This window comes from Kitasatospora sp. NBC_00458, from assembly GCF_036013975.1.
Classification (GTDB): Bacteria; Actinomycetota; Actinomycetes; order Streptomycetales; family Streptomycetaceae; genus Kitasatospora.
This window is the reverse complement of record NZ_CP107904.1, coordinates 59,920-84,645: the sequence shown is the minus strand read 5'-3', so window position 1 is coordinate 84,645 and position 24,726 is coordinate 59,920. Positions and strand designations below refer to the sequence as shown.

25 protein-coding genes are annotated in these 24,726 nt (G+C 75.1%); 11 read left to right on the top strand and 14 right to left on the bottom strand.

Annotated features, from left to right (window positions below):
* Positions 1 to 115: 115 nt before the first annotated feature.
* The 4 genes from OG550_RS00405 (at position 116) to OG550_RS00390 (ending at position 4,269) form a co-directional block, all read left to right on the top strand.
* Positions 116 to 2,017 carry a S8 family peptidase gene (locus OG550_RS00405; protein ID WP_327673244.1) on the top strand — a complete coding sequence of 634 codons (1,902 nt, stop codon included), beginning with the start codon at positions 116 to 118 and terminating at the stop codon, positions 2,015 to 2,017.
* A gap of 523 nt (positions 2,018 to 2,540) precedes the next feature.
* Positions 2,541 to 3,080 carry a hypothetical protein gene (locus OG550_RS00400; RefSeq protein WP_327673242.1) on the top strand — a complete coding sequence of 180 codons (540 nt, stop codon included), beginning with the start codon at positions 2,541 to 2,543 and terminating at the stop codon, positions 3,078 to 3,080.
* Positions 3,081 to 3,148: 68 nt separating this feature from the next.
* Entirely contained in the window at positions 3,149 to 3,544 is a 396-nt protein-coding gene (locus OG550_RS00395) for a tail fiber domain-containing protein (RefSeq protein ID WP_327673239.1), read from the top strand.
* Entirely contained in the window at positions 3,541 to 4,269 is a 729-nt protein-coding gene (locus tag OG550_RS00390) for a 2OG-Fe(II) oxygenase (RefSeq protein WP_327673237.1), read from the top strand. The genes OG550_RS00395 and OG550_RS00390 overlap by 4 nt, the downstream gene beginning before the upstream one ends.
* Before the next feature lie 60 nt (positions 4,270 to 4,329).
* On the opposite strand, the gene OG550_RS00385 is transcribed toward OG550_RS00390, so the two are convergent.
* Complete coding sequence (locus OG550_RS00385) at positions 4,330 to 5,214, bottom strand: DUF4389 domain-containing protein (RefSeq protein ID WP_327673235.1); 885 nt, start codon at positions 5,212 to 5,214, stop codon at positions 4,330 to 4,332.
* A gap of 518 nt (positions 5,215 to 5,732) precedes the next feature.
* Between OG550_RS00385 and OG550_RS00380 the strand changes: the two genes are divergently transcribed.
* The 3 genes from OG550_RS00380 to OG550_RS00370 are packed head-to-tail and all read left to right on the top strand — an operon-like array spanning position 5,733 to position 9,135.
* The gene (locus OG550_RS00380) at positions 5,733 to 6,200 is read left to right on the top strand and encodes a hypothetical protein (protein WP_327673166.1); all 468 of its coding nucleotides are present in this window, start codon (positions 5,733 to 5,735) and stop codon (positions 6,198 to 6,200) included.
* Complete coding sequence (locus tag OG550_RS00375; RefSeq protein WP_327673168.1) at positions 6,197 to 8,251, top strand: GMC family oxidoreductase; 2,055 nt, start codon at positions 6,197 to 6,199, stop codon at positions 8,249 to 8,251. The genes OG550_RS00380 and OG550_RS00375 overlap by 4 nt, the downstream gene beginning before the upstream one ends.
* A complete protein-coding gene (locus OG550_RS00370) occupies positions 8,248 to 9,135 on the top strand; it encodes a hypothetical protein (RefSeq protein ID WP_327673171.1) in 888 nt (295 codons plus the stop codon). The genes OG550_RS00375 and OG550_RS00370 overlap by 4 nt, the downstream gene beginning before the upstream one ends.
* A gap of 57 nt (positions 9,136 to 9,192) precedes the next feature.
* On the opposite strand, the gene OG550_RS00365 is transcribed toward OG550_RS00370, so the two are convergent.
* From OG550_RS00365 to OG550_RS00335, 7 genes are all read right to left on the bottom strand, one after another.
* On the bottom strand, positions 9,193 to 10,296 hold the full coding sequence (locus tag OG550_RS00365) for a bile acid:sodium symporter family protein (RefSeq protein ID WP_442905902.1): 1,104 nt from the start codon (positions 10,294 to 10,296) through the stop codon (positions 9,193 to 9,195).
* Positions 10,293 to 10,592, bottom strand: a complete 300-nt coding sequence (locus OG550_RS00360; protein ID WP_327673173.1) for a hypothetical protein — start codon at positions 10,590 to 10,592, stop codon at positions 10,293 to 10,295. The genes OG550_RS00365 and OG550_RS00360 overlap by 4 nt, the downstream gene beginning before the upstream one ends.
* Positions 10,589 to 11,491: an isocitrate lyase/PEP mutase family protein gene (locus tag OG550_RS00355; protein ID WP_327673175.1), complete on the bottom strand. Its 903-nt coding sequence runs from the start codon at positions 11,489 to 11,491 to the stop codon at positions 10,589 to 10,591. Before OG550_RS00355 ends, OG550_RS00360 begins: the two co-directional genes overlap by 4 nt.
* A 219-nt stretch (positions 11,492 to 11,710) precedes the next feature.
* Positions 11,711 to 12,616, bottom strand: a complete 906-nt coding sequence (locus OG550_RS00350) for an acyltransferase domain-containing protein (RefSeq protein WP_327673177.1) — start codon at positions 12,614 to 12,616, stop codon at positions 11,711 to 11,713.
* 87 nt (positions 12,617 to 12,703) lie between these two features.
* The gene (locus OG550_RS00345; RefSeq protein ID WP_327673179.1) at positions 12,704 to 13,504 is read right to left on the bottom strand and encodes a phosphatase PAP2 family protein; all 801 of its coding nucleotides are present in this window, start codon (positions 13,502 to 13,504) and stop codon (positions 12,704 to 12,706) included.
* A gap of 92 nt (positions 13,505 to 13,596) precedes the next feature.
* Positions 13,597 to 14,556 carry a class I SAM-dependent methyltransferase gene (locus tag OG550_RS00340; protein WP_327673181.1) on the bottom strand — a complete coding sequence of 320 codons (960 nt, stop codon included), beginning with the start codon at positions 14,554 to 14,556 and terminating at the stop codon, positions 13,597 to 13,599.
* 275 nt (positions 14,557 to 14,831) lie between these two features.
* Positions 14,832 to 15,413 (bottom strand): PadR family transcriptional regulator, encoded by a 582-nt coding sequence (locus OG550_RS00335; protein WP_327673183.1) that lies wholly within the window; start codon positions 15,411 to 15,413, stop codon positions 14,832 to 14,834.
* A gap of 167 nt (positions 15,414 to 15,580) precedes the next feature.
* Here OG550_RS00335 and OG550_RS00330 point away from each other — a divergent pair, with 167 nt between their 5' ends.
* Together OG550_RS00330 and OG550_RS00325 are read left to right on the top strand one after the other, a co-directional pair.
* Positions 15,581 to 16,939, top strand: a complete 1,359-nt coding sequence (locus OG550_RS00330) for an MATE family efflux transporter (RefSeq protein ID WP_327673185.1) — start codon at positions 15,581 to 15,583, stop codon at positions 16,937 to 16,939.
* Between the two features lie 92 nt (positions 16,940 to 17,031).
* A complete protein-coding gene (locus OG550_RS00325; RefSeq protein WP_327673187.1) occupies positions 17,032 to 17,307 on the top strand; it encodes a hypothetical protein in 276 nt (91 codons plus the stop codon).
* 83 nt (positions 17,308 to 17,390) lie between these two features.
* Here OG550_RS00325 and OG550_RS00320 read toward each other — a convergent pair whose 3' ends face one another.
* Entirely contained in the window at positions 17,391 to 18,251 is an 861-nt protein-coding gene (locus OG550_RS00320; RefSeq protein ID WP_327673189.1) for an alpha/beta fold hydrolase, read from the bottom strand.
* Between the two features lie 198 nt (positions 18,252 to 18,449).
* Between OG550_RS00320 and OG550_RS00315 the strand changes: the two genes are divergently transcribed.
* Both OG550_RS00315 and OG550_RS00310 read left to right on the top strand, forming a co-directional pair.
* Positions 18,450 to 19,208 (top strand): helix-turn-helix domain-containing protein, encoded by a 759-nt coding sequence (locus OG550_RS00315; protein ID WP_327683611.1) that lies wholly within the window; start codon positions 18,450 to 18,452, stop codon positions 19,206 to 19,208.
* A gap of 146 nt (positions 19,209 to 19,354) precedes the next feature.
* Positions 19,355 to 19,810: a hypothetical protein gene (locus OG550_RS00310; RefSeq protein WP_327673191.1), complete on the top strand. Its 456-nt coding sequence runs from the start codon at positions 19,355 to 19,357 to the stop codon at positions 19,808 to 19,810.
* A 47-nt stretch (positions 19,811 to 19,857) separates the two neighbouring features.
* On the opposite strand, the gene OG550_RS00305 is transcribed toward OG550_RS00310, so the two are convergent.
* The 5 genes from OG550_RS00305 to OG550_RS00285 form a co-directional block, all read right to left on the bottom strand.
* Entirely contained in the window at positions 19,858 to 21,207 is a 1,350-nt protein-coding gene (locus OG550_RS00305) for an MFS transporter (protein WP_327673193.1), read from the bottom strand.
* A complete protein-coding gene (locus OG550_RS00300) occupies positions 21,204 to 21,884 on the bottom strand; it encodes a TetR/AcrR family transcriptional regulator (protein WP_327673233.1) in 681 nt (226 codons plus the stop codon). The genes OG550_RS00305 and OG550_RS00300 overlap by 4 nt, the downstream gene beginning before the upstream one ends.
* A 424-nt stretch (positions 21,885 to 22,308) precedes the next feature.
* Positions 22,309 to 23,667, bottom strand: coding sequence for a cation:proton antiporter (locus OG550_RS00295; RefSeq protein WP_327673195.1), 1,359 nt, complete (start codon positions 23,665 to 23,667; stop codon positions 22,309 to 22,311).
* 4 nt (positions 23,668 to 23,671) lie between these two features.
* Positions 23,672 to 24,157, bottom strand: coding sequence for a cation:proton antiporter regulatory subunit (locus tag OG550_RS00290; RefSeq protein WP_327673197.1), 486 nt, complete (start codon positions 24,155 to 24,157; stop codon positions 23,672 to 23,674).
* Between the two features lie 248 nt (positions 24,158 to 24,405).
* Entirely contained in the window at positions 24,406 to 24,582 is a 177-nt protein-coding gene (locus tag OG550_RS00285) for an antitoxin (RefSeq protein WP_327673199.1), read from the bottom strand.
* Positions 24,583 to 24,726: the final 144 nt, after the last annotated feature.

Genomic DNA, 24,726 nt, shown 5'->3' with positions numbered 1-24,726 from the left:
AAGTTGACACGTTTGTGACAAGACGTCATGCGTAAAGCCTTCCCCAAATGCTCACGGTTCTGGCATGTTGCGTTCAAACCCCGTGTGATCCCCTCAAGCACGGGCCGATCGGAGGATGCACGTGTCACCCCTGATATCCCGGAGCGCCGGCCGCCCCGCCGCCGCGCTCGCCCTGCTCGCCGCCGCGATCCTGGCCACCCCCGCCACCCTGGCCGCCGCGGCGCCCACCGCTCCCAGCGTCCCCACCACGCCCGCCGGCTCCGCGAAGTTCGCCGCCGAGACGGCCACCGGTCCGGCCGGGACCCCGGACTCCACGGCCGCCCGCGGCGCCCTCGCCGCTCCCGCCGCCGCGACCGCACCGCAGATCGCCGCGGGCTGGGCCGCCGGGACCCGCGCCTACCTGGTCATCAGCGCTCCCGCCGACATCGCCGCCGCCAAGACCGCGGTCACCGCCAACGGCGGCACGGTCTTCGCGAGCTACGACGCGATCGGCGTCGTCGTCGCCCACTCGACCTCCGGCACCTTCGCCGCGACCCTGCGCGGGACCGCCGGCATCCAGCAGGTCGGCGCGACCCGTACCTCCGACGTCCCCGCGGACGCCTACAGCCCGGCGCTCCCCGCCAACCCCGGCCAGAGCGCCACGACCCTGACCGAGACCAACCGCTGGGACATGACCCAGATCAAGGCCGACCAGGCCTGGGCCGTCTCCACCGGTTCGTCCGCCGTCAAGGTCGGCGTCCTGGACACCGGCGTGGACGACCAGCACCAGGACCTCGCGCCCAACTTCGACGCCGCGGACTCCGCCTCCTGCGCGTACGGCAAGGCCGACACCCGCACCGGGGCCTGGCGTGACGTCGACACCCACGGCACGCACGTCGCCGGCACCATAGCCGCGGCGAAGAACGGCAAGGGCGTCATCGGCGTGGCGCCGGGCGTCAAGATCGCCTCGGTCCGGATAGCCGAGCCGACCAGCACGCTGTTCTTCGCCGAGAACACCGTCTGCGGCTTCGTCTGGGCCGGCGACCACGGCTTCAAGGTCACCAACAACAGCTACTACACCGACCCGTGGCAGTTCAACTGCCCGGACAACCTGGACCAGGCCGCCATCATCGAGGGCGTCCGGCGCGCCCAGGAGTACGCCGAGGGCAAGGGCTCCCTGCAGGTCGCGGCAGCGGGCAACTCCAACTACGACCTGGCCAACAAGACGACCGACAGCGAGAGCCCCAACGACTCGACCAAGGTCACCCGGACCATCACCAACGCCTGCATCGACATCCCGACCGAGCTGCCCGGCGTGGTGACGGTCGCCGCGATGGCCAGCGGCACCGGCAAGGCCTCCTACTCCAACTTCGGCCGGGGCGTCATCGACGTCGCCGCGCCGGGCGGGGACGGCGCCACCGGCGTCTACTCCACGCTCCCGGGCGGCAAGTACGGCAGCAAGAACGGCACCTCGATGGCCTCCCCGCACGTGGCCGGCGTGGCCGCGCTGATCGCGGGCGCCAACCCGGCGTTCACCCCGGCCGACATCCGGGCCCGCCTCGCGACCCAGGCCAACGACGTGGCCTGCCCGGCCTCCGACAGCCGCTGCACCGGGACCACCGCCAACAACGCCTTCTTCGGCGAGGGCCAGGTCGACGCGCTGAAGGCCGTCGGCGGCGGCACCCCGCCGACCGGGAAGTACTTCGAGAACCTCACCGACGTCGCGATCGCCGACAACGCGACCGCGGACAGCCCGATCGCCGTCACCGGCGTCGCCGGCAACGCCCCCGCCACCCTCAAGGTCGGCGTGGACGTCAAGCACACCTACCGCGGCGACCTCGTCATCTCGCTGGTCGCCCCCGACGGCACGGTGTACCTGCTGGAGGACTTCGCGAACAACGACAGCGCCGACAACGTCGCCAAGACGTACACCGTGAACGCCTCCGCCAGCCTCGCGAACGGCACGTGGAAGCTGCGGGTGAAGGACGGCGCCTCGGGTGACGTCGGCACGATCGACGCCTGGAACCTCACCTTCTAGGTCCGCACCCCGGCGTTCGTACGCCTGGGCCGAGGTCCCTGTGCCTGAGGTCCGGTACTCCTGAGGTCCGGTTCTCGCGAGGTCCGGTTCTCATGAGGTCCGCACGCCTGGCCGGCCTCTGTGCACCTGACGTCTTCGTGCCCTGAGCGCCGCACGCCCGCTGTCCGTCCGGCTGAGGGCTGAGTACCTGACCACCGCGCTCCGATCCCCGTGCCCCGCCGCCCTCCCGGGCAGCGGGGCACGGGCCGTTCGGCGGCGGGAATCCGGCCGTCCGGGTCCGCGGCGGGGCCCCGGCGGTCGCTCATCGGTTTGTGTGCGTCGATCGCGTTCGTCACCGTCCCGCCGACCGTTCATCAGATCGCGCTAACTGGCGATTGTCAGGCCGGTTGGGCCGGACGGGTGTGGATACGCTCGGCCCGTCGTCCGATGGGGGCGGCACCCGTCGCGTGCCGCACGCGCCACGGCCGCTCCGGCCGTCCGGCGCCGCGCGGATCCCGTTCGGACGGTTCCCGGAGGAGCGGACATGAGTTCTGTAGGCCGCAAGACCGTCGCGGTGATGGCCGCGGCGCTGGCGTCGCTGGGCGTGGGCGGTGGCGCCACCGCGTCCGCGGCGGCCCCGTCGGACACCTCGTGCGGCGGGGCGGAGTGCCCCAGCCTGAAGCCGACCCGGCTCTCCGCCAGCCAGGCGAGCCTGAACGTCACCCAGATGCAGCTGGAGAACATCCACGCGATGGCGGCCGACGCGGTGACCGGCGAGCCCATCCGGGGCGCCCGGATCGTGTTCGCCACCATCGGCGGACGGACCCTCGGCGCGGCCTACACCGACTACGACGGAGTGGCCTCGATCTCCGCCCCGGAGAACCTCGGGCCCGGCACCCTCCAGGAACTCCTGGGCGGCTACGAAGCCGCGATGGTCGGCGACGGCGTCCACGCCCCGGCCGGGGCCCACGGGGCGATCACCATCGGCATCGACCAGGGCCCCGGTGTCCCGAACAGCCCGTGCGCCGTCTGCAGCGACCGCGGGCTCAAGCAGGACGTCGTCCCGGTCGACTGGAGCCGGTAGTGGCGCGGACCTTCCGCCGGCCGCCCCGGGCCGGCGGCCGCGCTGCCGCGGAGGGACGGTCGGCCGGGGTGCGGGGGAGCGGCGGCGCGGCCCCGGTCGGCGCGGTCAACGGCTACCGGGTCCTGGAGACCGTGGCCGCACTGCCCGTCAGCACCTGGCGCTACGTCTGGGAGCCCGCTGACGTGCGCCACCTCGGACCGATGGCCCAGGACTGGCACGCCGCCTTCGGCTTCGACCACGACGACACCCGGATCCCGGTGGTCGACGGCCTCGGCGTCGCCCTGGTGTGCATCCAGGCGCTGAACCGCCGGGTGGACGAGCTCACCGTCGAGCTGGGGCGCCTGCGGGAGGCCGCAGGAGAACCCGCTCCGGGCAGCACGACGACGCCCGACGCATGGTCTGTGACGGCACCGGCCGCACCACCCACCGCACCCGCGGCGATCCGGAGGACAGGGGCACCATGACGAGTCGGCACACCGTGGCACCGAGCGACACCGCGGCGGGGCGGTCCGCGGCGGAGGACCGGCGGTCGCCGGTGAGCACGGACGCGATCTGGCGGCTTCCCGTGACGGTCTGCCGCATCACCCAGTTCCTGGGCGAGCGGACGGCGGGCGCCCTGCTGGAGCGCGCCATCGCCTCCGCAGACGGCGCCTTGAAGCCCTCCATGGTCCGGGACCGGGAGCTGGACCCGGACGTCCGTCGGTCGCGGTCGAGTCAGGACTTCGCCGCACCCGAGCTGACGGCGGCCATCGACGAGGTGCTGGAGGCGGTCGAGCGGACCCTGGGGATCTCCTGCCGGTACACCGAACCCGACTACAGCCTCAACGTCCACAATGACGGCGACTTCTACCGTCCGCACCAGGACACCAGCGCCGAGTACGCTCCCCGGCGCCTGCTCACGTTCGTGTACTACCTGCACCGCGCGCCCCGGCCCTTCAGCGGGGGCGAGCTGCGGGTGTTCGACACCGCCCTCCCGCTGCACACCGAGACGGCCGGGAGGTGGCAGGAGCGCACCTGGCGCGACTGGGAGCCCGAGCACGACAGCATCGTGTTCTTCCGGCCCACCGCCTGGCACGAGGTGCGACCGGTCGGCTGTGCGAGCGGGCGGCACGAGGACAGCCGCTTCGCCGTCAACGGCTGGCTGTGCAGCCCCGACCCCGCGCACCGCCGGGAGGACGGGCACCCGTAGGGCCCGGCGGCGGCGCGGTGGCGGGGCTGCACAGCGACGCGGAGCGCGGGACGGCCGGGATCAGCGGCCCGCCGGACCGGGCGCCGTCGGACCGGAGTACCAGCCGTCCTTGTCGTCGTCGGAGGTGAAGGTCGAGGTGACGGAACCCGTGACCCCGGAGACCAGGCCGAGCAGCAGGAACACCACCAGCAGCGCGCGCCCCGCCCCGCTCAGCACCAGCGGGCGGGTCGCCGAGACCCGGGCGCCCGGTGCCGACCCCGACAGGGGTGCGCCCGGCGTCGGGGCACCCGCTGCGCCGGCGGCGGCCGTCGCGGCGCCGGGCACCGCGACCGGTCCGCCGGGCTCGTCGCCGAACAGCCCCTTCGGGTAGGCGGCGGTGAGCATCAGCAGGTAGGCCATGTAGCGCATCCGGTAGCGCAGGATGGCCGCCGTCGCCTCGAACAGCGGCTCCGGCATCCGGCCCAGGACCAGCACGACCAGCCAGCTGATCCACCCCACCAGCCACCACCCGGCGTAGAGCAGGCCCTGGACGATCGCCGCCGGGATGACCAGGATCAGGCGGAAGAACACCGCGAGCCGGTTGAGGTCACCCCCGGGCCGCAGCTCCACCTGGACGGGGTACTCCGGGGCCCGGAACGCGAACGGCGGGTAGCGGTCGACCGTCAGCAGCAGGTAGGCGTTCACCCGGGTCTCGTACGGCACGTACGAGGAGAGGTAGTCGGAGGCGAAGACCGGCAGCCGGCCCAGCACCAGTGCGCCGAACCAGCCGACCACCGCGACCAGGAACGCCACCACGGACAGCACCCAGACCACGATGAACTGCGGGATCAGCAGCAGGATGCGGACCAGGACGGTGAGCCGGTTCTGCGGTCCCGGCGCCGGAATGTCCAGGGCCGGCAGCCATTCGCTCGGATAGGGGGCGGGGGCGGGGGGAGCCTGCCACATCCGGGCCTCCAGGGATCGACAAGCACGTCCACACGGCGAAGCCGTCGTGTGCTCCGAAGATCGCAGCCGACCGCCGTCCGCGCGCGCTGCGCTGCTCCGCTCGGGCGACGCGGGTGACCGGTCGTCGCCGCACGGGCCCGGCCCGGCGCAGGGGCCCGGCCCGGCGCGGGTCGGGTCGGGTCGAGTCGGGTCGAGTCGGGGGCTCGGGACGCGCGGGCGGGGCCGGGCGGGGGTCCTCCGTACCCGACGGCGCCGGGCGGCACGCTGTCCGGCGCCTCTCGTTCGTCGGTGCCGCCGTCCGTGCCGTCCCCGGGCCGGTCGGTTCAGCACACGATCGGGTCGAATGATGGTCGTGATCGGTGCTGATTGGTCGGTGGATCGATCGGATGCGGTTGGTTTCGATCAGACCGTTCGGGAGCGCAGCTCGACGAGGCAGCATCGCCATGACAGCGCCGGGCCGTTCGGCCCGGTCTGCTGTCATGTCCAGGACGCAGAGTCCTCGCCGTGGGGGTGCCGGTTTGCCAGCGATCGACGACCACGACCATGTCTCAGACCTCTCCGACTCATCGCACTCAGCGGGTTCGTCGGGTTCGTCGGGATCCGCGGACGACTCCCCGGGCCCACCGGAGGTATCGGGCCCACCGGGGCCGCCCGAGCCGCCCGACGGGACCGGCCTCGCCGACCTCACGGACTTCGCCGAATTCCTCCGCGTCTCCGCCGAGCTGACCGGCTTCGACGAGACGGAACTGCGCGCCACCGGGATGGCGCGCGAACACCACCGCACGCTCCTCGCCCACCGGGCTCGCGACGAACACGCCCTCCTCCGCCTCTGGTACGTGGGCGCCTGGCCGGACGAACCGCCCTCCTCGCCCCGCGCCTACGACCGGGGGCTGATGTGGCGGACCTTCCGGGGCGCACCGCCCGGCTCCACCGCCCCCGGCCACGGCAGCTGGTCCGAAGCCCCGGACGGCGGTGACGACCGGTGAACCGCCCACCCGCGGACCACGGCAGGGGCGACCGGCGCACGACCGAACGGACCCCCGCCGACCACCGGACGGCGGGACCGCACTGGGACGTCGTGGTGGTCGGCGCGGGCTTCGCCGGCTCACTGGTCGCCCACCGCCTCGGTGCCCGGGGACACCGGGTCCTGGTCCTGGAAGCCGGCCACCCCGTCCCGGACGCCGCGGCGACCACCACCGCGTACCGGGCCGCCGGCGGCGGCGCCCCCACCTCCCCGTACCCGCTCAGCGAGGACGCGCCGTCCCCCGACGTCACCGACCTCGTGGGACTGCCCGGCGGCGGGTTCGCCGCCACCGGGTACCTGGTCCAGCACGGCCCGCTGCCATACGCCAGCGGCTACCTGCGCGCCAACGGCGGCACCGGACTGCTCTGGACCGGACTCACCCCGCGCATGCACCCCGAGGACTTCCGCACCGCCGACCTCGGCCACGGCCGCAACTGGCCGATCGGCTACCACGACCTCGAACCGCACTACCGCGAAGCCGAACGGGAACTCGGCGTCGCCGCCGACGCCGAGGAGCAACGCCGCGCGGTCGGACTCCCCCTCCCGGCCGACTACGCCTTCCCGATGCGCGCCATCCCCGCCAGCCACCTCGACCGGACGGTCGCCCGCGCCGTCGACGGCCGGACCGTGCGCGACCCGGCGATGGCCGACGGCGCCCGCCTCGCCGTCACCACCACCCCGCACGCCCGCAACGGCCGGCCCACCCGCCCGGGCGGCACGGCGACCGACCCGGCGAACCGGCCGCACGGTCCGCTCTGCCAGGGCAGCGCCGGGTGCGTCCCGGTCTGCCCGACCGGCGCCAAGTACACACCACTGCGGACCCAGGCCGACTGGTCCTCCACCGTCCGGCTGCGCACCGACGCGGTGGTGAGCCGCGTCCTCGTCGACGCCACCGGCCGGGCCACCGGCGTCGAGTACCTCGCCGACGGAACGGCCCACACCGTGGCGGCCGACCTCGTCGTCCTCGCCGCCCACGCCATCGAGAACGCCCGGCTGCTCCTCCTCTCCGGCCTCGCCCGCCGGAGCGGCCAGGTCGGCCGCAACCTGATGGACCATCCGGCACTGCTCACCTGGGGACTCATGCCCGAGCCCGTGGGCCCCTACCGGGGACCGGGTTCGACCAGCGGACTGGAGTCCTTCCGCTTCGGCCCCGCCCGCACCCGCCGGGCGCCGTTCCGGGTCGAGATCGGCAACTGGGGCTGGTCCTGGGCCGCCGGTCCGCCGCAGGTCGAGGTGGACGGACTGCTCGGTGCCGGCCTGCGCGGCAAGGAGCTGCGCCACCGGCTCGGCGACCGGCTCGGCCGCCAGTTCTGCCTCCAGTTCGAACTGGAGCAACCCGCCGACCCGGCCAACCGGGTCACCCTGGACCCCGACCGCCGGGACCGCCTGGGACTGCCCCGCCCGGCCATCCACTACGACCTCTCCCCGTACGTCCGCGCCGGCATGGCCTCCGCCCGGGCGGTCTCCGACCAGCTCTTCGCACTGCTCGGTGCCGAGGACCACACCCGCTACGAGGCGGGTCCGGGCTGGCCCGGCCGGCTCGAACACGAGGGCGCGGCCTACGCCTACCGGGGCGCCGGCCACGCCGGCGGCACCCACGTCATGGGCGACTCGCCGGCCACCTCCGTGGTCGACCAGTGGCAGCGCTGCTGGGAGCACCCCAACCTCTACGCCGTCGGCTGCGGCTCCATGCCCTCGCTCGGCACCTCCAACCCCTCGCTGACCATGGCCGCGCTCGCGCTGCGCAGCGCCGACCGGATGCACCGGGACCTCCTGGCGCTGCGCGCCCCGGCCGCGCCCACCCTGCCGACCACGACCGCGACCGCGACGGCGACTGCTACCGCGACGGCGACTGCTACCGCGGTCGTCGGCACCGGCCCGGGCACCGCGCCGCCCGGTGCCGGTGCGCCGCCCGCCGCACCGACCGGTATCCCGGGACCGTCCGCCGTCCCTCCGCCCGCCACCGCCTCTCCGGCCCGCCCCGCGGCCGCACCCCTCCGGGAGTCCCTGTGACCGGTCTGACCCTGCCGCCCGTGCCGGAGCCCTACCACCTGCCGTTCCACTACGGAGCGCTGCACAACATCGGCGTGGACTACCTCGTCGACCCGGGGCCGGTCCAGGAGCTGCTCGCCGAGCGCCACCCCGCGCTGGCCGCCGCCGACTTCGACGGCCGGGCCTGTGTCTCGCTCAACTACCAGCTGTACTTCGCGCAGTACCCGAACGGCGGCGGCATCACCGAGGAGGTGGAGATCAACGTCATCGCCCACCCCCGGAACGCCGCCGACCGGCTCCCGGACGTCGGCTACGGCCAGTACGCCCGCGGCCACGACCGGACCGGACTGCTCGGCATCGCCCGCCTCCACGTGCTCTGCGACAACCCGCTCGCCATCGACGCCGGCTCCCGGCTCTACGCCGAACCCAAGTACCCCGGGTGGTTCGTGACACAGCTCCCTTCGCTCAACGCGGCCGCCGTCCGGGACCACTGGTCGTTCTCCTGCCGCCGGGCCGCCCTGGAGACGGTCGGCGCGGTCGGCGCGGAGCGGGCGGGCGCGGGCGACCCGCCGACCGGGCTGCGGCGGTACGAGGAGGAGCTCCTCGCCGTCGAGGCCGACCTGGCCGGACTCGACGGCGAGCCGGTGGTCAACACCCCGATCACCGGCTACGGCACCGAGAAGGAGGGCCGACTGCTGGCCGGACCGCTCATCGTCCACCAGCCGTACCGCTTCCACCCGCTCGACGACCGCACCGCCGGACGGGTCCGGCTCACGCTCGGCGACCGGACGGCGGAGGCCGTCGGCGACCTCGCCAGGCTGGTCGGCGACGCGCCCGCCGCCGGGGTCTGGACCTACCAGTCGGCCCCGGTCGCCGCCCACCACCGCCCGTACTACCTGCCCTGACGTCCGGACGCGGGGCTCCGGACCGGTTCGCCGGCGCGGCAGGCCCGGAGCCCCGCCTCAGGCGGCTTCGGGCGAGGCGCGGGCGGTGCCCGTCGCGCCCTCCCCGGCGGCCGGGGCCGTGGGGCCGCTCACCGCCCGCGCCCAGCGGCCGGCGAGCAGTGTGCCCGCCACCAACTGCACCTGGTGGTACATCATCAGCGGCAGGACGAGGAGACCGGCCTGCGGGCCGAACAGCACGGTCGCCATCGGCAGGCCGCTCGCGAGGCTCTTCTGCGAACCGCAGAGGACCGCGGCGATGCCGGAGGGCCGGTCCAGCCCGAGCAGGCGCGCGCCGAGCCGGGCGAGCGCGAGGGAGGCCCCGAGCAGCGCCAGCAGGACCGCCGCCAGCCCGAGCAGGGCGGCGGGCGTGACCGTCTGCCAGACGCCCTGCTCCACCGCGCCGCTGAACGCCGTGTAGACGACCAGCAGGATCGAGCCCCGGTCGACCGGGGTGAGCACACGCCGGTGGCGGCTCAGGAACCCGCCGATCCACGGCCGCAGCAGCTGCCCGGCCACGAACGGGGCGAGCAGCTGGGCGCAGATCCGCACCAGGCCGTCGGCCGACAGCGCGGTGCGGGTGCCGAGCAGCCAGGCGGCCAGCAAGGGGGTCAGCACCAGCCCGGCCAGGCTTGAGTACGTCCCGGCGCAGATCGCGGCGGGGACGTTCCCCCGGGCGGCGCCGGTGAGCGCCACCGAGGACTGCACCGTCGACGGGACCAGGCAGAGGAACAGCACCCCCGCCCGCACCTGCTCGGTGAGCGGGAAGGGGGTCAGCACCGCCGTGGCAACCCCGAACAGCGGGAACACCACGAAGGTGCAGACGAGCACCAGCCCGTGCAGCCGCAGGTGCCGGAGGCCCGCGAGGGTCTCACGGGCCGACAGCCGGGCACCGTAGAGGAAGAAGAGCAGCCCGACCGCGAGGTCGCAGGCCAGGTCGGCGCCGCGCGCGGCCCGTCCGCCGACGGGCAGCAGCGCGGCGAGCAGGACCGCGCCGGCCAGTGCCGCCACGTACGGGTCCAGGGCGCGCCACCACGGTCGCGGCGGGTCGGCGCCGCCGGGCGCCGGGCCACCCGGCTGGTCCGGCTGGCCCGGCGGCGGCCGGTGCCGCCGGACCGCGTTCACGTCTCCCCCTCCGTCTGCGGGCCCGCCGGGCCGTCGCCCAGCAGGCCGGTCACCAGCGCGGTCGCCCCGTCGTGGTCGCTGCCGGCCGTGCCGTGGCCGGTCTGGACGTTGGCCGTCCGGTCCACTTCGACGATCGAGTCGATCCGGGGGTTGTCGATCACCGTGATCAGGCTCCGCTCCGCCTCCGCCGGGACGGCGCAGCCCAGGACCGCCCAGGCGCCGGCCAGCCCGGCGGCGGCCACCTGGCGTCGAACCCGGCGCGGCCGGGCGACCGGGCCGGCTGCACGGTCCGTCACACGCCCACCTCCTCCAGGGCCTTCGGCCGGGCGATGTTCCGCTCCAGCAGCTCCGTCGACTCGCGCACGCCGATCTCGCGGGACTGCCCGACCGGGGCCGGGAGGCGTCCGTCCGCCACCTTGAGGCCGGCGAGCGCCTCGTCCATCGCCCGGTGGGCGGCGAACAGGCAGGGGGTGCTGTAGATCGCGACGTCGACGCCCAGGTCGCCGAGCTCGGAGAGCGACAGCCGGGGGGACTTCCCGCCGGCGATCTGGTTGAACAGCAGCGGCTTGTCGCCCACGACCCGCCGGATCCGCCGGATCCAGTCCTCGCTGCGCACGCCGTCGACCAGGACGACGTCCGCGTCGGTGGCGGCGAGTGCCGCGGCCCGCCGCAGGATGTCGTCCTCCTCGGTGGCGTCCGTGCGGGCCACCACGACGAGGTCGGTGCGGGTGGCGAGCACCTGGTCCAGCTTCTCCAGGTACTCGTCGAGCGGGAGGACCTGCTTGCCGTCGGCGTGTCCGCAGCGGCGCGGGCGCTTCTGGTCCTCCAGGATGACGCCCGACGCGCCGATCCGCTCCAGCCTGCGCACCACGTGGCAGGCCACCTCGGGATCGACGTAGCCGTCGTCGATGTCGACCAGCAGGTGGTGCCGGGGGAAGGCGCCGCGCAGCCGCTCGACGAAGGCGACCATGTCGGGCCAGGCGATGAAGCCGATGTCGGGCAGGCCGTAGTAGGACGCCGCGAATCCGAAACCGGAGACGAACATGCCGTCGTAGTGTTCGGCTGCGATCGACGCGGAGTACATGTCGTGGACGCCGATGAGCGGGGTCGTCCCCGGGGTGGCGATCCGCTCCCGCAGTCGCTGCCCGGGGCTCGCGGCCGCGATGCCGTTCTCGTGGAGGTTCTCGTGACGCAACGCCGTCTCCTCACTTGCCGGGGTCCGCACGCGACACGCGCGGGACTTTGCCATAAATTGGCCATCCCTAGGGCCAACTGAGGCGTCATCACTATGCGCTCTTTAATGTTCCGTGGGCAAATCTTTAGGGAGATTTCCCTCGTGAGAGTGATGCGCTGTCATATTGGTCCGAGGAATATGACAATTCCTGAGCGGGTGGGAGGTACAGCCCCGGGCGTCTCAGAGCGCCAGCCGTCCGCCGACCACGTACCAGTGCCCGCCCGCGCTCAGGTGGTCGATCAGTGCGCGCTGCACGGCGGTGTCGCGGGGGAGGGACTCCAGGGGGAGTGCGGGGTCGCCGAAGACGAAGCGGAGCGGATTGGCGTCCTCGGGCTCCGGCGGGGCGCCGGGGCGCCGGAGCGGGGCGAACCGGCGCTGGAACCTCATGATGTTCGAGCCCTCGGGGAGGTAGCGGCCGAGCTGCGGGTCCAGCAGCCAGGAGAACACGCACGCCGTCCGGTACGGCTCGGCGGGGAAGTGCGCGGGGAAGAACGCCCGGGCCCGGTCCAGCGAGCGGTCGCAGGCCCCGGGGGAGAGCGGGCCGGAGCTGTCCGGGATGTGCAGCTGGAGGACCCGCTCGCCGATCCCCGCCGCCCGGGCCGCCTCGGCGTCCCGGCCGGTCAGCCGCTTGCGCTGGAACTGGAGCCGGCCGAGCTGGAACAGCTCGCCCCGGAAGTGCAGCGTCAGCCAGGACGGGTTGCCCAGGCCCGCGGACCGGCCGCGCCACCGGCTCACCGCGAGCTGCCGCCCCAGGTCGGCCAGGGTCGTCCGGGTGACCTCCGGCGGCACGCCCAGCGCCCGGTGGTGCGCCCGGGTGTGCGGCGCCAGCGCGACGAACAGCAGCGTCGAGAGCGGTTCGGCGCCGTCGGTACCGGCCGGCCAGTCGCGGGTGAGCCCGGACGGCCCCCCGAGCGTCCCGACCGCTGCGGCCTGGGTGCGCAGCGCCTCCTCGAAGACCGTTCTCAGCCCGCGGTCGCGCGCCAGCCGGGACCGCGCGGCCAGGATCCCGTTCACGGCGTCGAACGGCACCGCCAGCTCCAGCAGCGCGTCGACGAGTTCCTCGTCCGCCGGAAGACACTGCTCCACGGTCCCTCCTCGGTGCGCTGCTCGTTCGGCCGCCCGACCCTACCGACCGGCGGCCCGCACGGGCACGGGGGAACCGGGGCGGCGGGGTCAGCGCAGCAGCGCGAACACCAGCGCGGAGACACCGCCGAGCGCCGTCCCGGCCAGCACCTGCGCCGGGGTGTGGGCCTTCAGCACCAGCCGCGACCACCCCACCGCCACGGGGACCGCCACCGCCACCGGGAGCAGCCCCGCCGGGAGCGCCGCCGGCAGGCCCGCGGCGGCCGGAGCCGGGCCGAACGCCAGCAGCAGGATCATCGCGGTGCCGCCGGCCACCGCGTTGTGCAGCGATATCTGCCACCAGACGGTCACGACCAGCGCCGACACCAGTCCGACCAGCATCGCCACCACCAGCGCGCCGACCGGCGCCGGTGCGTGCAGCAGGTGGAGCAGCGCCACCCCGGTGACCACCGAGAGCAGGCCGACCGCCATCGGCACCACCCGCTGGCGGCGGATCCGGATGTGCCGGTCGGTCAGCGCGCCGCGCCGTACGCCGAGCGCGACGACGCCGATCGGGACCGCCCCGCAGAACAGCGCCGCGAACAGGCCCCAGCCGACACCGGCCCAGCCCCCGTTCGAGTGCGCGCCGACGAGCAGCAGCAGGGCGGTCACCAGGTGGGCGGGCGCCAGCACCTCGGTGACGATCCGGGCGGTCCGCTCGCGCCGCGAGGCGGTGCTGAAGGCCGGGGGCTCGGGCGGGACGAAGGTGCTCGCCGGGAGAGCGGACCGGCGGCGCCGGGCGGGGCGGCTCCCCGGAGCGGTGGGGCCCGTTGCGGTGGGGGCCGGTGTGGTGGGGCCCGACGCCGTCCGGTCGGATCCGGTGCGGTCCCCCGCGGCTGTCGTTCGGGTCACGGCGGACAGCGTAACGGCCGGGCCGTTCGCGCCCGGACCGGGCCGGACGCGGGGCCGGTCCAGGGCGAACCGCGGCGGTCGGCCCGGCCCGGTCAGCGCCCCCGGCCGCCCGCGCGGCGGTCGCGCAGCAGCCGGAGGACCCGGAGCAGCCGCCGGACCGCCCGGGTGGCCGCCGGAGGCAGCACGTCCAGCAGCAGCGCGCGCGGGGCCGACCGCGTCGCCGCGCCCGGGTGCACGGCGTTGTTCAGCCGCAGGACCGGCATGCCGGCGATGGTGTCCTCGTCCACCGTGAAGCCCTCGGCCCGCCAGTCCCGGTCCAGCAGGACCCGCCGCACGGCCTCGGTGTCGCCCCAGGTCCCGTAGAACTTCATCGGGGTGAGCAGCACCGGCCGCAGCCCGGCCGTGAACACCGCCTGCCAGACGGCCGCCGAGACCCCGGGGGTGTGCTCGGAGCGGTAGTCGTCCAGCACCACCAGGCCGTCCTCGGCCAGCGCGGCCCGTGCCACCTCGATGTCCCCGGCCACGTGCTCGAACAGGTGGGAGGCGTCGACGTGGACGAAGCGGCAGCTGCCGGCCGGGATCCGGCCGTCGGCCAGCACCGAGGTCGGCGCCTGCACGATCACCGGCAGCCGCGGGTGGAAGGCCAGGTAGTTGGCCTCGAAGGCGCTCCTGGTGAGCGACGCCCGGTAGGACATCGTCATCTCGGCGGCATTGTCGTCGTCTCCCGCCTCGGAGTCGAACAGGTCGCAGACCGTCAGGTGCTCGCCCGGCCGCAGGTGGTCGCCGAGCAGGACGGCGCTGCGGCCGAGGTACGTCCCGAGTTCGAGGATGTCGCCGGTGCGGCCGGCCGCGGTCTGGGCGGAGAGCAGGTGGCGGAAGGCCTCCTGGTCGAGCCGGAAGAACCAGCCGGGGATGTCGTCCCGGTTCGGGGCCGGTCGGGAGGCGGCCGTCCCGGGGGCGGTCCCGGGGGCGGTCACGGGCGGGGCGGCGGCCGCCGGGGCGGCGGCGCCGGTGGAACCGGTGGCGGTGGCGGCGGTGTCGGCACTGGGCACGGCGGTCTCCCTGCGGACGGGGTGGAGCGTGCGCGGGTGGGGACCCGGCGGACGGATCACGCGCGGCGGTGCCGTGGTACGGGACGAACGGGTCGGCCGTGCTGTGGGGGGCGTTCATCATAACGACGGCGGGGTGCGGCGGGCAGCCGTCGGTGCCGAACGGAGGGCCGCCGTCCGTGTGACTGCCCGGGCCGTCAGTCACGGGAGGCCGTCCGGGGCCCCTGCCCGCCGGGCCGCGGGCGGTCCCGGTCACGCGTCCCGGTCATGTCGCCCGGTCACGCGTCCCGGCCAGGTCTCCCGGTCACGTCGCCCGGTCGCGCGTCGCGGCCGGTGTCCTCCAGCTCGGCGATCGTCTCCGCCAGCCAGGCCCGTTCGGCCGCCCCGGAGGCCCGGGCGACCAGCAGCATGCCGCGCCGGAACGGGTTGCGCTCCTGCTCGGCGGCGACCGGTCGGCCGTCGGCGTCGTAGAAGAAGCTGCTCGGCGCCTCCAGGAAGGCCAGCCGCCGCCGGAGCACCGCGGCCTGCAGCGCAGGGTCGGCGAGGCGGTCGAGGAACGCGGCGACGGTGAAGAAGCGGATCTGGTCGGAGATCTCGACCTCCTCCGGTTCGGCCAGCCGCCGCTCCAGCTCGGCGCGGCCGTCGGCGGTGAGCTCCAGGACCTGCCGCGGGACGGCCCCGGTGCCCGGCCGGCTCCGGCGCACCAGCATCCCGGCCTTCTCCAGGCGGGTGATCGCGGGGTAGAGCGCGCCGTCGCTGACCGGTCGGACGTGGCCGGTCAGGCCGGTGATGCGGGACTTCAGCTCGTACCCGTGGAGCGGCTCGCCGTGGAGGAAACCGAGGATCGCGAGGGTCAGCACCGTGGAACACCCTTCCGTCGTCGTGACGCTCCGCGGGGCGCACCGTCCGCTCGTCCGCGTTCCGTCGGGGCGTCATGCTACCTCTTGCCGATGTGCCTCGATAAGAGGTATCTCTTTTCGAGGCAAGGTGCTCGATGGGGGCGCGGCCGACGGACGGGGGAGCGACCATGCGGGGGCATCTGCCACGCCTGATCACACTGGCGGGACCGGTCTACGGAGAGCTGCTGTCGGGGGTGGCCGCCTCCGTCGTCGGCACCTTCTGGGTGGCGGGGCTCGGCGGGGCGGCCGTCGCCGCCGTCACACTGGCCGGCACCGTGGAGAACCTGCTGCTCGGCCTGGTCCTGGTGGTGAGCTCGGGGACGACCGTGCGGCTCTCGCACGCCCGCGGCGCGGGCGACCGGGCCGAGGCCGGCCGGGTCGCCCGCGCCGCCTGGCGGCTCTGCGCCCTCGGCAGCCTCGTGCTCGCCGTGCCCGGCTTCCTGCTCCGCGAGCCGGTCGCCGAAGCCTTCCTGGACGGCGAGGCCGCCGGACTGGCCGCCGACTACTTCGCCGTCGCCTTCCCCGCGTTCGCGCTGTTCTTCGGCCAGCGCGTCGCCGACGAGCTGTTCAAGGGCGCCGGCGACACCCGGACGCCGATGCGGACGGCCCTGCTCTCGAACGCCCTGCTGCTGGTGCTGGACCCGCTGCTGATCCTCGGCCCGGGCCCGCTGCCCGCGCTCGGTGTGACCGGCGCGGCCCTCGCGCTGACCGCCTCCCGGGCCGCCGCGTTCGCGCTCACCCTGCTGCTCAGGCGCCGCCGCCGGCTGCCCGCACCGCCGGACGGACTGCTGCGGACGGCGCGCGGGATCACCGCCGCCGGCGCGCCGTTCGGCCTCGACTTCACCGCCCGGATGGGAGCGGGGGCGGTCCAGCTCGGCCTGGTCGCCTCCTTCGGCGTGCCCGCCGTGGCCGGGTACGGGGTCGGCTACCGGGTGCTGCTGGTCGTCACGATGGCGTTCTACGCCGTCCGGCAGGCCGCCGCGATCGAGGCGGCGCGGCTCGTCGGGTCCGGGGCGGCCACCGCCGTGCGGGCCCTCGGCCGCGACACCGCCCGGCTGGCCGCCGTGCTCGGCACCGGTGCGGCCGTCCTCTGCGCGGCGTTCGCCGGGCCGGTGGCCGGGCTGTTCACCGACGACCCGGCGGTGGCCGCCGAGGCGGTCCGCTTCCTGCGGACGGCCGGGCTCCACCTGCCGGCGTACGCGCTGGTGGTCGCCCTCGGCGGGGTCCTCCAGGCGGTCGGCGCCGGCCGCCCGCTGGTGGTCTCCGTGCTGCTCGGCCTCGCGGCGCAACTCGGCTCCGGCGTCCTGCTGTCGGGCCCGTTCGGCGTGGCCGGGCTCTGGGCCGGGTCGGCGGTCGGCGCGTTCGTCCAGCTGGCACTGCTCGGCCTCCTGGTGATCCGCGGACCGGTCCGGCCCGCGGCCCCGCCCGCCGACGCCACCGGCCCGGCCGGACCGGCGAGGCCGCCGGCGACGGCCGCGCGCGAGTGAGCCGGCGTGCGGCCGGGCGAAGGACCGGGCGAGTGGCTCGACGGAGGGCGGGAACGCCCGGTCGCACGGCACCTGGAAGACCGGTTGCCCGGGTGGACCCCCCGCCTGCACCGCCGAAAGTCGATCCTTCCCAGGTCGGAGGCACCGTCACGGGGCCGAGCAGTCGTCACGCGGCCCTGACCGGTGCCGCCGCCGCGGGGGTCGGCGCCGCGGCGCTCGCGGGGGTCGGCGCCGCCGAGCGGCCCGCCACCGCTCCCGGCATCGTGGTCGAGGCCCGCCAGGGCATGCTCCTCCGGCCCTCCGGCGGCTGCGGCGACACCGGCGGCGCCGCCGACGGCCTGGCCGTCCAGGACCACAGGGCGATGTGACGGACCGCCTGGCCCCGCGGGGTGCCCGGGCGTACTCGGTCGCGCGGGAACCCCGCCGGCACTCCGCCGTACGGGGCGGGCCGTCAGGCGGTCCCGGGCGATCGACCGGTGCGGAGCTCCGTGAAGGACAGGACGAGTTCGGCGGTCCGTGCCGGCTCCTCCAGGATCGGCGTGTGCCCGGCACCGGGCAGCAGATCGACCTTCGCGCCCGGAACGACCAGGTAGTCGGCCGCCGACGAGGGCTGCCACCTGCGGTCCTGGTCACCGAAGACCACCTGCAACGGCTTGCCGAGGTCCGTCAGCCGGTCCGGGAGCGTGCGCCGGCTCAGGTAGCCGACGGACGCCTGCATCGCGGCGGTGACCGCGTGGTAGGACATGCCGCGCAGCTCGTCGACGAGTTCCTGCGGGACCTCGTACCCCGCGCGGAACGCGGTGCCCGCGAGCAGGCGGATCCGCTCGTCGGTCGGCGGCCACTGCTCGGGCTGGAACGCGGTGGGCCCCGGCGCGATGAAGGCGTCCATACCGGGGCCGGTGTTGATCAGCACGAGCCCGGTCACCAGGTCGGGCCGCCGCTCGGTGAGGGCGGTGGCGGCATAGCCGCCGCTGGAGTGGCCGACGGCCACGGCGCGCCCGACGCCGAGCCGGTCGAGCACCGTGCCGATCCTGCGTCCCAGCTCCGGGACCGCGTAGTCGCCGTCGGCCGGTTCGGCGGAGCGGCCGTGCCCCGGGAGGTCGATCCGGATGACGCGGTGGTGTGCGGTCAGGAACGGAACCATCGCGTCCCACGAGCGGCTCGACGCGGCGGACCCGTGGATGAGCAGGAGCACGGGGGCCCGGTGAGGGCCGTCCTGGCGGACGTACACGTCACCGTGCTCCAGGCGGAGGAGCGAATCCCCTGAGGCGGCGTCGCCGTTCGGAGGGGAATGCCTGTCGGGAGGAGTCATGGGCCCACTGTCGCCGCCGGTGGGCGCCGGCGGCTTGGACGAATGTTCCCTCCGCCGTTCCGACCGCCGGCCGCCCTCGCGTCCCCTCCCCGGCGCGCGTAGCATCCGCTGAGGGGGTCCACCGTGAAGCACCGTGACGATCCCGCTGCGTGGGACGTCGCGCGTCCGCAGCGGCCGAGCCGGGTGGCCGGCGTCGACATGGCCGGGTTCCGGGTCCCGGGCCGGCTCGTCGAGGGCCTGCGGGTGGTGCCGCACCCGGCGGTGATGCTGATTCTGGAGTTCGGGGCGGGCACGTCCACCATCGAGGACGGCGCCGGGCGGCCGCACGCGGGAAGCCTCGTCGCCGGGCCCGGGTTCGGCTCCGGAGGCGGTGTCCGGGCCCGGGGCGAGCACGTCGAGTGCGTGCAGGTGCGGCTGTCCCCGGTGGTCGCCGGAACGGTCCTCGGCGTTCCCCCGGCCGACCTGGCCGGTTCCCCGGTGACCCTCGACGAGATGTGGGGCAGGGAGGCGGCACGGATCCGCGAGCAGCTGGACGCGATCCCCTCCTGGGAGGAGCGCTTCGCGTTCACCGACGCGCTGCTCGCCCGCCGGTTCGAGGCGCGGCGGCCCCCGGACCGGGAGACCGCCTGGGCCTGGCACCGGATCGTCGCCGACCGGGGCCTCGTCCGGGTCGACGACCTGGCGGCCGAGCTCGGATGGAGCCGCAAGCGCCTGTGGTCGCGCTTCCACGCGCACCTCGGCCTCCCGCCGAAGAGCGCCGCCAAGCTGGTCCGCTTCGACCACGCGGTGCACCGACTGGTCGCGGGTGAAGGCCCGGCCCGGGTGGCGGCGGACGGCGGCTACTACGACCAGTCCCATCTGCACCGGGACGTCATGGAGTTCACCGGCTCCACCCCGGCGGCCGTGCTCGGCGAGCCGTTCCTGACGGTGGACGACCGCGCATGGCCGACCGCGTGACCCCCGGCCCACGCCACCCGGCCCACATGCCCGGCCCACGCCACGCACCCCACGTGACCGGGCTGCTGCCCGACACCGGCGACGGAGCCTGTCGGTGGCGGCGCCTACGATGCCCGAACAGCCGCCTGACCGCAGGGAGTCCGCCGATGCAGAGGTCAACGGGCCTCGTCTCCGTCGAACGTTCGCAGTTCGGCCTCTGGGAGGACGACCCCCTCGGTGAGTCGGACGTCCACTGGCTGCAACTGCCGATGAGTGCGGAGTCCCCGGGCGTCACGGTCGGGCACGGGGCCGTCGGCGTCCTGAGCTCCGCGCAGCACCACTACGCGAGGGTCACCCTCGAACGGTCCGGGGCGGCGGTCCCCCCGGAGGGGTACCGTCCGCTGGCGCGGGTGCCGTACCGGTCGCGAAGCGGCCGGGTCGAAGCGTGGACCCTCTTCTCCGGTCCCGCCGGCGTCACGCTCGACCTCGGGGCCGAGGACGAGGACTTCGTCCTCCACGTGTTCTGGGCCGCGGACCCTGCGCGCCTCGGCCCGGGTGCGGGCTTCGGCGTTCCCGAGGATGCGGAGAGGTTCCACTTCGTGTTCGTCCCGGACGCGGACTGATCCCCTTCCGCCACCGGGGCGCTGCGGGGTCCGGGCGCGATCCGGTCTCAGGCGGCCCGGCCGTGCGGGAGGCGTGCCGCGAGCAGCACGCCCGCGGCCGCGGTGGCCGCCAGGGCCCAGAGGGCCGGGCCGAGGGTGGTGGCCAACGGCTGACCGGCGGTCAGGGTGGCCGCGGCGGCGACGCCGACGGCCGGTCCGACGTTCATCGCGGTCTGCTGCAGACCGCCCGCCACCCCGGCGTCGGCCACCGAGGCGTCGCGGACGATCGCCGCCGTCGCGGTGACCATCACCGTGCCGAACCCGGCGCCCAGCAGCAGGAACGCGCAGCCGATGGCGAGGGCGCCGGTGTCCGGCCCGAACCCGGCGACCCCCAGGGCGCCGGCCACGATCGCCGACATCCCCGCCATGACGGTGCGGCGCGGTCCGTGACGGCGGGCCAGCACCGCGGAGGCGGGTGCGGCCACCACCATCGCCGCCGCCAGCGGCAGGGACCGCACCGCGCTGGCGAGCGGGTCGAGGGCGAGCACGTCCTGGAGGAAGTAGGTGCCGAGGAAGACCGTGCCGAAGAGCGCCGCCGAGGCGGTCAGCAGCACGCCGAGCGCCGCCGTCACCGTCGACGAGCCGAGGACGGCCGGTGGCAGCAGCGGACGAGGGGTGCGCCGCTCGTGCCGGAGGAGGACGAGGCCCAGCGCGGCGGCCGCCACGAGGCCGAGCCAGGTGCCGGCCGTCCAGCCCCGGTCGGGGACGCCGGTCAGGGCGAACACCAGGCAGGACAGCGCGGAGCCGAGCAGGGCGGCACCCGGCAGGTCCAGTCCGGCGGTGCGGTCGGCGGTCGGCTGCGGGAGCCGGACGAACAGCGCGGCGGCGCCGGCCGCGACGGCGGGTGCGACGGTGAGGAAGAAGACCGACCGCCAGCCGAAGTGGGTGGTCAGCGCGCCGCCGACGACCGGACCGGCGGCCGCGGCCAGGCCGATCGCGCTGGTGCGCAGGGCGATCGGCGGTCCGAGCCGGTCGGCGGGGTAGGCGGCCCGCAGCAGGCCGAGGGTGGCGGGCTGGAGGAGCGCGCCGCCGACGCCCTGGGCGACCCGCAGGGCGATCACCCAGCCGATCCCGGGTGCCAGCGCGATCGCGGCGGAACTGGCGGCGAAGCCGAGGACGCCGACGGCGAAGACCCGCTGGTGCCCGTAGCGGTCGCCGAGCCGCCCGGCGAAGACCAGCAGGCTGGCCACCGTGATGAGGTACGCGGTGCTGGTCCACTGCACGGCGGCGAGCGAGGCGTCCAGGTCGCGCTGGAGGCTGGGCTGGGCGACGGTGAGCACCGTCCCGTCGAGGGCGACGACGGCCGCGCCGGTGACGCTGCCGGCCAGGGTGAGGCGCTGCCGTGCCGTGGGGGTCACCGGGGCTCCGGGCCGAGGTGGGCGTCGAGGACGGCGCGCAGCAGCGGTTCGACGGTGCCGCCGCCGGTGACGAGCCCGAGGCTGCCCCAGGCGCGGAGCTGGGCGAGGCCGTGCAGGTTGGCCCAGAACGCGGCGGCGACGGTCGCGGGGTCGTGCGCGGCGGCCGGGGCCCCGGCGTCGGCCGCGCCGGACGGGCGGACCTCGGCTGGGCGGGCCTCGGCCGGGCGGATCTCGGCGACGAGGCGGACGAGGGTCTCGAAGAGCGGCAGTGTGGTCTTCCGCAGGTCCGATCCGCTGCCTTCGAGGACGTCGTGGCGGAACATCAGCTCGAACATGCCGGGCTGGGCGGCCGCGAAGTCGAGGTAGCCGCGGGCGAGCCGGTCGAGCCGGACCCGCGCCGCTGCGGGGTCCGCGGCCGGGGCGGGGCCCGCGGCGGCGGCGGGATCCGGTCCGGCCAGGTCGAGGGAGGCAGCCAGGTTCTCGAAGCCGCGCCGGGCGATGGCCGCGAGCAACTCGACGTGGGTGCTGAAGTAGCGGCGCGGGGCGCCGTGCGAGACGCCGGCCTGGCGGGCGATCTCGCGCAGGGTGAGCGCGTGCACGCCCTCGTGGGTCACCAGCTGGACACCGGCCGCCACGAGGCGGGCGCGCAGGCCGGTACTGGGGTCCTGATCGGTCATAGACACTGTCTACCAAGATCGAGTAGACATTGTCTACTCGCGACTCCGCCGGGTCGGCCCGACTTGGCGGGACGCGTCAGGACCCGGCAGGGCCGGCAGGGCCGGTGGGGACCGGACGGCGGGAGGGCTCGGGCAGAATCGGGGGATGGACGAAGGCGGAGAAGCGGCCTGCTGGCTGGACCGGGTGTGCGAGGAGTGCGGGCGCCTGCGTGAGCGTCCCGGCGCGGGCCCGTGCGAGAACTGCGGTGCCGGGGCCGGCAGCGATCCCGCGGGCTGTGCGGGCGGTGCGGGCGGTGCGGGCACGGGCCCGGAGGGCTCCCCGGACGAGGCGACGCGCCCCTGAGCGGGGCGGAACGGGAGAGCCCTGGGGCGGGTCACCGACGGTGACCCGCCCCAGGGCCCGGAAGCGGAGAAGGGTGGGGCGTCAGCGCGCCAGCCCGTCGAGCGTGTGGCCGGACTCGGCCGCCGCAGGATCCGGTCCGGCCGGTGCGGCGGGTGCGGAGCCCGGTGCGCCCGGCGCGGATTCGGGAGCCTTCGCCCCGGCTTCCGCCGCAGGTGCCTCCGGCTGCCCGGGGAGCAGCGCCGGTTCCGTGCCGGCCGTGCGCGCGGGCACCCACCGCTGCCGACCCAGCACCTTGCCCAGGCGCTCGACGGCCGGCTGGGTGTACCGCGCGGCCAGCGGCCCGGTGACCACCAGGATGAGCACGTACGCGGTCGCCAGCGGACCGAGACCGGGCTCGATGCCGGCGGTCACGGCCAGGCCGGCGATGACGATCGAGAACTCCCCGCGGGACACCAGCGCCCCGCCGGCCCGCCACCGCCCGCGCGTGGCGATGCCCGCGCGCCGGGCCGCCCAGTAGCCGGTCGCGACCTTGGTCAGTGCGGTGACCAAGGCCAGCAGCAGGGCCGGCAGCAGGACCGGCGGGATGCTGGTCGGATCGGTGCTGAGGCCGAAGAAGACGAAGAACACCGCGGCGAAGAGGTCCCGCAGCGGGCTGAGCAGGGTGTGCGCGCCCTCGGCGGCCTCGCCGGACAGGGCGATGCCGACCAGGAACGCGCCGACCGCCGCCGACACCTGGAGCTGCTGGGCGATGCCCGCCACCAGCAGGGTCAGCCCGAGCACCACCAGCAGGAGCTTCTCCGGGTCGTCGTGCGAGACGAAGCGGGAGATCAGCCGCCCGTAGCGGAGCGCGACGAAGAGCACCGCGCCGGCCGTGGCCAGGGCGATGGCGAGGGTGATCGAGCCCGCGAGCAGACCGGCCCCGGCCAGCAGGGCGGTCAGGATCGGCAGGTAGACCGCCATCGCGAGGTCCTCCAGCACCAGGATGCTGAGGATCACCGGGGTCTCCCGGTTGCCGAGCCGCCCGAGGTCGCCGAGCACCTTGGCGATGACCCCCGAGGACGATATCCAGGTCACTCCGGCGAGCACCACCGCCGCCACCGGTCCCCAGCCGAGCAGGAGGGCGGCCGCCGCCCCGGGGGTCGCGTTGAACAGGAAGTCCACCGCGCCGGCCGGGTACTGGGCCTTGAGGTTGGTCACCAGGTCGGCGGCGGTGTACTCCAGGCCCAGCATCAGGAGCAGCAGGACCACGCCGATCTCGGCGCCGGTGGCCACGAACTCCTCGCTGGCGCTCAGCGGCAGCAGCCCGCCCGTGCCGAACGCCAGTCCGCCGAGCAGGTAGAGCGGGATGGGTGAGAACCCGTACCGCCCGGCGATCCGGCCCAGCAGGCCGAGCACCAGGATGACCGAGCCGAGCTCGATGAAGACGGTGGCGGTGTGCATCCGATCACTCCCGGTCCAGGATCGTGGCCGCCGCGTCGACGCCCTCGCGGGTGCCGATGACGATCAGGATGTCGCCGCCGGCCAGTCGGAAGTCGGGGGCGGGGGAGGGCACGGCGCCGGTGCGCCGCAGCACGGCGACGATCGAGGCGCCGGTCTCGGTGCGCATCCGGGTGTCGCCGAGCAGCCGCCCGTTCCAGTACGAGGTGCCCTCGACCGGGAGCCGCTCGGCGACCAGGCCGAGGTCGGTGGTGTGCAGCAGGCCCGGGCTGTGGTGAGCGGGGGTCAGGGCGTCGACCAGTGCGGCGGACTCCTCGGCGGTGAGCCGGAACGCCTGGGAGCAGGCGTCGGGGTCGTCCGAGCGGTACACGTTGAGGCTGCGGGCGCCGTCCCGGTGGGCGATCACGGACAGGTGCCGTTGTTCTCGGGTGGTGAGGTCGTACTGGACGCCGACACCGGGCAGCGGGGTGGTCCGGACACGGGGGATCGACACGGCGGCTGTCCTCTCGTCAAAGGTGCTCCACGGGCGCGCGTGGCACCGGCGCGCCGGAGCACGAGGGGGACGCCGGTGCCTGACCGCGTGTGACACGCGAACGCGCAACCGGATCAATAGTAATGAGTATGTAAAGTCCGAAAATGACACCCCGGTTCGAGGGGCCGAAAACGGCCCCTCGAACCGGGGGAGGACGACCGGCCGGGGACGGCCCGCCGGTGCGGAGGGGGGACTGCCGGGGCGGCGGCCTACTGGGGAGGCTGGTCGCGCAGCTGGTCCTTCAGCTTCTCCTGGGCCGTGTCGACGTGGTTGCTGTACTTGCCCTGCGTCCGGTCGTCGACCATGTCACCGCCCTTGTCGACGGCTTTCTCGGCCTGGCTCTCGTGGCCTTTCAGCATCTGCTTGAGCTTGTCCATCATGGACATGTGGTCACACTCCTGGATGAGACGGCCCCACTCACTCCAGCATCACCGTGCACCGGGGTGTCCGCATCCGGTCAGCTTGCGCGCCGGGGTTGGCAAGGCGTCTCCGAACATGTCAAATCGGGAGTCCCACGGACCGTCGGAAGG